The organism is Amaricoccus sp. (assembly GCF_017993425.1).
Taxonomy (GTDB): Bacteria; Pseudomonadota; Alphaproteobacteria; order Rhodobacterales; family Rhodobacteraceae; genus Amaricoccus.
On the sequence record NZ_JAGOMQ010000077.1, the window covers coordinates 1 to 8,036 of the forward strand.

Sequence of the window (8,036 nt, forward strand, 5' to 3'; positions counted from 1 at the left end):
CAAACGGTGAAGCTGACACCCGTATCATCGGCTCTCGCCTAACGGGCCGATATGCAAACAATCCAACGTCGATCAACGACCCAGACCGCCCACATATCCCTTCAATCGATATCAAACTTCAAAGAGCGTGCCGCAGACAACAAGGCACCCGAACCGCCATCAACTGACAGCGTTTCGTGCCGCCTCACATCCACCGCTTCACCATCCGGAGGGTCGACCCCGCCGGCGGTGACGGGCTACATATTGAGGGCGAGGGAGTCGCGCAAGCGGAAAAGCACGTTTCGTGACGATTTTGTTATCCCCCGCAGCGGGGTCCGGCCCGGCCGCACAGTGCCGCGCGCCCCAGCACCTTGAATTTCCGCAATGTCCCGCCGGTCGGCTCCCCTACCCCGCCGCGACCCGGGGCGCCCGCCGGCGCAGCGCCGCCCCCGCGCGGTAGAGGAGCAGCCCCGCCACCGCCGCCGCGTAGACGAGCGGCTCCAGCGGCCAGGCCTTGACCAGCCAGACGAAATGCAGCGCCGCCAGCGCCGTCGCCGGATAGGCGAGCCGGTGCAGCCGCCGCCAGCGCGCCGCCCCGAGCCGGCGCAGCGCCCGGTCGGTCGAGGTCGCCGCCAGCGGCAGCAGCAGCAGGAACGCCGACATGCCGAGAATCACCCAGGGCCGCCGCGTCAGGTCCTCCGCCACCCGCGGCCAGTCGAGCTGCCGGTCGAGCACGACCCACACCGCGAGATGCACCAGCGCGTACCAGAACGCCGTCATCCCGAAGAACCGCCGGAACCGCAGCAGGCTCACCCCGGTCAGCGCCCGCAGCGGGGTGACCGCCAGCGCCGCGACGAGGAACTGCAACGCCCGGATCCCGTATTCCTGCTCGAGCGCCCGCACCGGGTCGGCGCCGAGCCGGTCCGCGAACCCGAGCATGAGCCACCAGCCGGCCGGCAGCAGCGCCACCCAGTAGAGCGGCGCCACCGGCACGCGCCGCAGCGCCCGGTTCACCCGATCGGCGAGCTGCATCAGTAGAACCGCCGCAGGTCCATGCCGGCGTAGAGCCCCGCCACCTCGTCGGCGTAGCCGTTGAACGGCTCGGTGTCCCGGCGCTTCGCCAGCAGCCCGCCGCCGACCACCCGCTCCGAGGCCTGGCTCCAGCGCGGATGGCTGACCTCCGGGTTCACGTTGGCGTAGAAGCCGTATTCCTGCGGCTGCAGCAGGTTCCACGTCGTCGGCGGCTGCGCCTCGGTCAGGGTGATCCGCACGATCGACTTGATCGACTTGAACCCGTATTTCCACGGCACGACCAGCCGCAGCGGCGCGCCGTTCTGGCTCGGCAGGTCCTCGCCGTAGAGCCCGGTCGCGAGGATGGTCAGCGGATGCATCGCCTCGTCGAGGCGCAGCCCCTCGACATAGGGCCAGTCGATCCCGCCGAAGAGGCTGCGCTGGCCCGGCATCTGCTCGGGCCTGAGCAGCGTCTGGAACGCCACGTATTTCGCCGAGCCCGCCGGCTCGGCCCGGGCGAGCAGGTCGGAGAGCTGCAACCCCTGCCAGGGGATCACCATCGACCAGGCCTCGACGCAGCGCAGCCGGTAGGTCCGGTCCCGGATGGTCGCCGCCTTCACGATGTCCTCGAGCGCGTAGTCCCCCGGCCGGCCCACCAGCCCGTCGATCTTCACCGTCCAGGGACGGGTGACGAGATCGCCCGAGTTGGCCTTGGGATCGCCCTTGTCCCAGCCGAACTCGTAGAAGTTGTTGTAGGAGGTGATGTTCTCCAGCGAGATCGGCGGATCGTCCGTCGAGTAGCCGTCGGCGGCCAGCGCCGGCAGGCCCGCGACGGCGCCGAGCGCCAGCGCGCCGCCGGCGGCGAGCAGCTCGCGCCGGCGCAGGTAGTCCGCCCGCGGCGTCACCTCGGAGAACGGGATTTTCGGTCGGAGCCGAACCAGCATGACGATCCTCCACCCGGCCGCGCCGCCCGCCTCGCGGATGCGGCCCCGGCCCTACGTTGCCACAACGTCGCCGCGCGACGTCCCATCGTTTCGCCCGCCCCGATAAACTCGCCGTGACCTGACCCGCCCGCCCGGCCAGGGCCGCTCTCTCCCGGCGCTCCTCGGCCCCGCCACGAGATGCGCTCGCCCTGACCGGACCGCCCCACGTCCACGCCCACGTCCAGCCGCGCCGGCCGCTTCCTCGGGGGCGCTGCCCGATAGGCCCGCCCATCGGATCTCCGGCGGCGGCGCCTCGCTTCAGCGCCGTCGGGCGCTACTTGCAGCATTTCCACGGCCGTCTGCCGACGTGTCGCCGCGACCGGGTCGCGCCGCGCCCTCGCCGGATCCCGGCCGTGGTCGCTCCCTCGGGTTCCGCCCTGCCCTCGCGACATGTCCTGATCGCGCTGGCATGACCCGGCCCCACGTCCCGGTCAGCCGCGCCGACCGCCTCCGTAGAGCAATCCGCGACGGTCTGCCGACGCATCGCCCCGACTGGACCCGCCTCGGCCCCGCCCGGGCCTGGCCGGGGTCAAGGCGCGCCCCGGCCCTCGCCGACGAGATTCGATCCCCTTACCGGCCCTGCGTCCCGCCCCGTTCGGACCGCGCCCGCCGACGTCCCGCCGCGACCGCACCTCCGCGAGCCCGAGCCCGAGCGCCTCGAAGTCGGGCGCCGTCTCGCGTAGACCCTCCATCCAGGCGGTGAAGCGCTCGGCGAAGAGCTCCGCCGGCAGCGCGTTCATCACGTCGCTCACAGTGTCGTGCGAGACGATCCCACGCTCGCAGGGCAGGAGGCGCCGAAGGAAGTCGGGCTTCCCTGCCCCCAGCGCGCGATCTCGACGAACTCCTCCGCGCCGCCAAGCGCCGCGCAGAGCACGACGAGCAGGATCTCCGGCAACGGGTAGACCACCTTCCATGCCCGCCGGGGATCCTCGATCGTCGAAAAGTGGGTCGATGAACGCCTTGCCTGCCGTCAGGAACCTCGCTGCTTCGAGGTCCCTCATGAATCAGAGCGCATCCCATGCCGGAAACCCTCTGCCGTTCAAGCGATCCCCCCGCTCTCGCGGGGTGCCGGGAGCGCGATTTCTGCTTCCATTTATTGTGCTCGCCAATATACATCGATTGGAGCGGCCTGTATGAAATGGCTCGACAACGACAGGGATATCGGGAGGGACGAGATGTTTGAGCGGAGCATTCCGATGGTGCGGGGGATGCTGGCCGGGCTGGCGGTGGCGGCGGGTCTTGCGGCGCCAGCGGCAGCGGCGGAGGTTACGGTCTTTGCGGCGGCGAGCCTGAAGAATGCGCTCGACGCGGTGGCGGGCGCCTGGGCGGAGGAGACCGGGAACGCGGCGCAGATCTCCTACGCGGCGAGCTCGGCGCTCGCCCGGCAGATCGAGGAGGGCGCGCCGGCCGACGTCTTCGTCTCGGCGGACGTTCCGTGGATGGACTATCTGGTCGAGCGCAAGCTGGTGCGGGAGGACAGCGTGGTGGCGCTGCTCGGCAACCGGCTGGTGTTGGTCGCGCCGGCGGGGTCCGGGGCGGCGGTCGAGCTCGCCTCGGGGGCGGATCTTGCGGGCGCGCTCGGGGACGGGCGGCTCGCCATGGGGCAGGTCGATTCCGTCCCGGCGGGCAAGTACGGCAAGGAGGCGCTGACCACGCTCGGGCTCTGGGACCAGGTGGCTGACCGGCTGGCGCAGGCGGAGAATGTCCGCGCCGCGCTGGCGCTGGTGGCGACGGGCGAGGCGCCGCTCGGGGTGGTCTATGCGACGGACGCGAACGCCGAGCCCGGGGTGCGGGTGGTGGCGACGTTCCCCGAGGAGAGCCATGCGCCGATCGTCTATCCCGCCGCGGTGACAACCGGGGCGACGAGCCCGGAGGCCGGGGCGTTCCTCGACTTCCTGCAGGGAGACGAGGCGGCCGGGCTGTTCGAGGCGCAGGGGTTTACGGTGCTCGGGAAGTGAGCCGGGCGGCGACGGCGGGGTGTGAGCGGGGATGCCGGGGTCTCTCGGGGTGACCATGCACCTGAACGCCGGGCCGGGATGCGGTCGGCGGGGACGTTCCAGGGCACAGCCCTGCGCGATCGCCGTCCGGCCGTGGTGACGAATGTGGCGGGAGCCCGGAGGCGGGAGCGTTCCTCGACTTGCAAGGCGGTGTGGCGCCAGGCTGTTCGAGGCGCAGGGGTTCACGGCGCCGGGGAAGTAAGCTGGGCGACGGCGGCGGAGTGTGTGAGCGGATCGCGGGGTCTCCCGGGCGACCATGCGACCGGAACGCCGGCCCGGGGATGCGGCCGGGCGGACTGACGTGGACGCCGGGCCCGGGGTGGGGGTGGGGGCGACGAGGACAGCCAGGCGGCGATCGTCTATCGTGCCGCGGTGAGGCCCGGGGCGTGCGGCGGGAGATGGAGCCGCCTCGACCTCCCTGCCGGGCGACGGCGTGGCCGGGCTGTTCGAGGCGCAGGCGCCCGGAAAGCGACGGCCGGGCGGGGTCGGCGGGGTCGAAGGGAGGATCGCGGGGCGGATGGAGTGGCTGGGCCTGAGTCCGGAGGAATGGACCGCGGTCCGGCTGTCGCTCCGGGTCTCGGTCTGGGCGACGCTGGTCAGCCTGCCCTTCGGCATCCTCGTCGCGCATGTGCTGGCCCGGCGTGAGTTTCCCGGCAAGTCGATCCTGAACGGCCTCGTCCACCTGCCGCTGATCCTGCCGCCGGTGGTGACGGGGTATCTGCTGCTGCTGACCTTCGGGCGGCGGGGGCCGGTGGGCGCGTTTCTCGAGGCGCATCTGGGGGTGGTGTTCGCGTTCCGCTGGACCGGGGCGGCGCTTGCCTGCGGGATCATGGCGTTTCCGCTCCTGGTGCGGGCGGTGCGGCTGTCGATGGAGGCGGTCGATCCACGGCTGGAGGCGGCGGCGGCGACGCTGGGGGCGGGACCGGCCTGGGTGTTCCTGACGGTGACCCTGCCCCTGACCCTGCCGGGGATCGTCGCCGGGATGATCCTGACCTTCGCCAAGGCGATGGGCGAGTTCGGGGCGACGATCACCTTCGTGTCGAACATTCCCGGCGAGACCCAGACCCTGCCGACGGCGATCTACACCTTGCTGCAGGTCCCCGGGGGCGGGTCGGGGGCGATGCGGCTGACGCTGGTGTCGATCGCCATCGCCATGGGGGCGCTGATCGCTTCGGAGCTGCTCGCCCGCCGAATCCGGCGGGGGATGGACCTCGCTTGACGGCCGCTCGGCCCCCGTCGCTGTCGCCATGGCGGAACTGGTCGGCCCGGAACCCCGCCTCCCCGGCCTCGCCACCCTCGCCTGCGTCGAGACGACCCGCACCGAGGCGGGACCGGGGGCCGGCCGGACAACCCGCTCGACCCGCTACTGCCTGAGCTCGGCGAGGCTCACGCCCGAGAGCTTCGCCCGCCGTCCGCGCCCACTGGGCGATCGAGAACTGCCTCCACTGGGCGCTCGACGTCACCTTCGACGAGGATCGCGCCCGAAACCGCCTCAATCACGGTCATCGGCCAAATGCGATAGCCTTGGCCCGGGGGGCGAGGGCGCTGGACGGCGCCCCCCGCGGGCGCATCGGCGCGCGCGGGGGCAAGCCGGGGCGGCGGGGCGCTCGGACGGCGTGCGGAGGACTCCGGATCGCTGGCGTTTACACTGGCCGGTGGGGTAGCTTCGGCCGATGAGGTTGCGAGGGCCGAAGGGACTACGATGGCCGGCAGGGACAACGGCCGGTGGGGCAGCTCCGGTCGACGGGGTGGCTTCGTCCGATGGGCTGGCGCCGGCCGACAGGATGCGGCGGACGACGGGGGTACGACGGCGACGGGTTGCGGCGGCGGGCGGGGCGTTGTCGCGGGGCGGCGGGTTCAATGACCCGGGCGCCGGCGGGTGGGGGTGGGCGCGGTGACGCTGGTCGTTGAGGTGCGGCGGCGGGCGGGGGCGTTTACGCTCGACGTGGATTTCCGGAGCGGCGGGGGGCTGACGGCCCTGTTCGGACCGTCGGGGTCGGGGAAGACCACCATCGTCAACCTCGTGGGCGGGCTCTTGCGGCCGGATGCGGGGCGGATCGAGGTGGGGGGCGAGACCCTGGTCGACGTGGCGGAGGGGCGGTTCGTTCCGCCCTATCGGCGGCGGGTCGGATATGTGTTCCAGGACGCCAGGCTGTTTCCGCATCTGACGGTGGCGCAGAACCTCGGCTACGGGCGGTTCTTCACGCCGCGGCGGGAGCGCTGGGCCGATCTCGGGCGCATCGTCGAGATGCTGGGGATCGGGCCGCTGCTCGGCCGGAGGCCCGGCGCGCTCTCCGGAGGCGAGAGGAGCCGGGCGGCGATCGGGCGGGCGCTGGCGGCGAGCCCGCGGCTCCTGCTGATGGACGAGCCGCTCGCCTCGCTCGACGAGGCGCGCAAGGCAGAGATCCTGCCCTATGTCGAGCGGCTGCGCGACGAGGCGGGCATCCCGATCGTCTATGTCAGCCACGCGATCGCCGAGGTGGCGCGGCTGGCGACCGACATCGTGGTGCTCGCCGCCGGGCGGGTGGCGGCGAGCGGGCCGGCGGGGGAGGTGCTGGCGCGGCTCGACCTCGCGGCCCCGGAGGAGCGCGAGCACACCGCGGCGCTGGTCGAGGCGCGGCTGGAGGGGCACGACGCCGAGTTCGGGCTGAGCCGGCTCGCCTCGGCGGCGGGGCCGCTCCTGGCGCCGCGGGTCGAGGCCCCGGTCGGGGCGCGGCTGCGGTTGCGGATCCGGGCGCGCGACGTGATGCTGGCGCTCGACCGGCCGGAGCGGATCAGCGCGCTGAACGTGTGGCCGGCGACGGTGACCGGCATCGAGACGGCCGGCGCGGCGGCGGACGTGCTGGCGCGGCTGGACGCGGGCGGGGTGACGCTGCTCGCCCGGGTGACGCGGCGCACGGTGGCGACGCTGGGGCTCGGGCCCGGGGTGCCGGTCTGGGCCATCGTCAAGGCGGTGTCGTTCGACCGCGGCAATGCGCCGGGGCCAACCCCGGCAGGAGGGTGAGGGATGGGCGCGATCAGCCTGAGGATCGACCTCGTGGCCGGGGGGCGCATCGGGCCGGGCAAGGTGGCGCTCCTCGAGCACATCGCCTCGGAGGGGTCGATCTCGGCCGGGGCGCGCCGGATGGCGATGTCCTACCGGCAGGCATGGCTGCTGGTGGAGGACATGAACCGGACCTTCGGCAAGCCGGTGGTCACGGCGAGCAAGGGCGGCCGGCGCGGCGGCGGCTCGGCCTTGACCCCGCTCGGCCTCGCCATCGTCGCCCGCTACCGGGCGATCGAGCGCGCCGCGGAGACGGCGGCGGCGGCGCATGTGGCGGCCTTGCGGGAGGAGATCGCGGGGGCCTGATGGGGGAAATGTCGCACAGTGGGACGCTGGTCATGTGGGTGATTTTGCATGGGCATCAAGTTATCCGCAGGATTATCCACGCGAAGGCGGCATGGGGCCCATTGCCGAGAGGTGATAGAAGAGACGAGGTCGGGGTTTTCCGCGAAGCGGTTCCATGCGGCGCAGCAGGCGACGACGATGGCGTCGTAATCGTCGAAGACGCTTATGGAGAGCCAGTTGGCGCGGAGGTGCTGCCAGACGTTCTCGACCGGATTGAGCTCCGGGCTGTAGGACGGGAGCAGGACGAGGGAGATGTTGTCGGGGACGACGAGCGCGCCTGCTCTGTGCCAGCCGGCCTTGTCGAGCAGGAGGACGGCATGCGCGCCCGGCGCGATGGCGCGGGCGATCTCCGCGAGGTGGTCGTTCATCGCTGCGGCGTCGGCGAAGGGCAGCACCAGCCCGGCGGCGACGCCGCGGCCCGGGCAGGCGGCGCCGAAGATGTAGGCCCACTTGTACCGGGTGTCGCGCGGGGCCCGCGGCCGCGTGCCCCGCCTTGCCCAGACCCGGGTGAGCGTGCCTTTCTGGCCCACCCTGGCTTCGTCCTTACATGAGGGTTCGGTCGTCAAGGGGGTCTTCGCATACGGTTCCTCCTGTCCGATCTCGCCGACGACGCTCATTCACAGCAGTTCTCTGAAGGCCCGGAGCGATCGTTTCCGCAGCTGCGGCTGCGTCACCTTA

At 72.3% G+C, this 8,036-nt stretch carries 6 protein-coding genes and 2 pseudogenes; 4 read left to right on the forward strand and 4 right to left on the reverse strand.

Annotated features, from left to right (window positions below):
• Positions 1 to 384 precede the first annotated feature (384 nt).
• From msrQ to KBB57_RS19635, 3 genes and pseudogenes are all read right to left on the reverse strand, one after another.
• On the reverse strand, positions 385 to 1,011 hold the full coding sequence (msrQ, locus tag KBB57_RS19625; RefSeq protein ID WP_290753989.1) for a protein-methionine-sulfoxide reductase heme-binding subunit MsrQ: 627 nt from the start codon (positions 1,009 to 1,011) through the stop codon (positions 385 to 387).
• On the reverse strand, positions 1,011 to 1,934 hold the full coding sequence (msrP, locus tag KBB57_RS19630) for a protein-methionine-sulfoxide reductase catalytic subunit MsrP (protein WP_290753990.1): 924 nt from the start codon (positions 1,932 to 1,934) through the stop codon (positions 1,011 to 1,013). The genes msrQ and msrP overlap by 1 nt, the downstream gene beginning before the upstream one ends.
• 689 nt (positions 1,935 to 2,623) lie before the next feature.
• Positions 2,624 to 2,907: pseudogene (locus KBB57_RS19635) on the reverse strand (transposase family protein); the annotation flags it as partial.
• A 241-nt stretch (positions 2,908 to 3,148) separates the two neighbouring features.
• Here KBB57_RS19635 and modA point away from each other — a divergent pair.
• From modA to KBB57_RS19655, 4 genes are all read left to right on the forward strand, one after another.
• Positions 3,149 to 3,931: a molybdate ABC transporter substrate-binding protein gene (gene modA / locus KBB57_RS19640; RefSeq protein ID WP_290753992.1), complete on the forward strand. Its 783-nt coding sequence runs from the start codon at positions 3,149 to 3,151 to the stop codon at positions 3,929 to 3,931.
• Positions 3,932 to 4,487: 556 nt separating this feature from the next.
• Complete coding sequence (modB, locus tag KBB57_RS19645) at positions 4,488 to 5,189, forward strand: molybdate ABC transporter permease subunit (protein ID WP_290753994.1); 702 nt, start codon at positions 4,488 to 4,490, stop codon at positions 5,187 to 5,189.
• 675 nt (positions 5,190 to 5,864) lie between these two features.
• Positions 5,865 to 6,974 (forward strand): molybdenum ABC transporter ATP-binding protein, encoded by a 1,110-nt coding sequence (modC, locus tag KBB57_RS19650; RefSeq protein WP_290753995.1) that lies wholly within the window; start codon positions 5,865 to 5,867, stop codon positions 6,972 to 6,974.
• A 3-nt stretch (positions 6,975 to 6,977) separates the two neighbouring features.
• Complete coding sequence (locus KBB57_RS19655) at positions 6,978 to 7,319, forward strand: winged helix-turn-helix domain-containing protein (RefSeq protein ID WP_290753997.1); 342 nt, start codon at positions 6,978 to 6,980, stop codon at positions 7,317 to 7,319.
• Positions 7,320 to 7,414: 95 nt separating this feature from the next.
• Here KBB57_RS19655 and KBB57_RS19660 read toward each other — a convergent pair.
• Positions 7,415 to 7,975, reverse strand: a pseudogene (locus tag KBB57_RS19660) (IS630 family transposase); the annotation flags it as partial.
• Between the last annotated feature and the right edge of the window lie 61 nt (positions 7,976 to 8,036).

Coding starts and splice junctions, on each gene's coding strand:
- msrQ (WP_290753989.1), bottom strand. CDS start 1,011: ATGCAGCTCGCCGATCGGGTGAACCGGGCGCTGCGGCGCGTGCCGGTG.
- modA (WP_290753992.1), top strand. CDS start 3,149: ATGTTTGAGCGGAGCATTCCGATGGTGCGGGGGATGCTGGCCGGGCTG.
- KBB57_RS19655 (WP_290753997.1), top strand. CDS start 6,978: ATGGGCGCGATCAGCCTGAGGATCGACCTCGTGGCCGGGGGGCGCATC.
- modB (WP_290753994.1), top strand. CDS start 4,488: ATGGAGTGGCTGGGCCTGAGTCCGGAGGAATGGACCGCGGTCCGGCTG.
- msrP (WP_290753990.1), bottom strand. CDS start 1,934: ATGCTGGTTCGGCTCCGACCGAAAATCCCGTTCTCCGAGGTGACGCCG.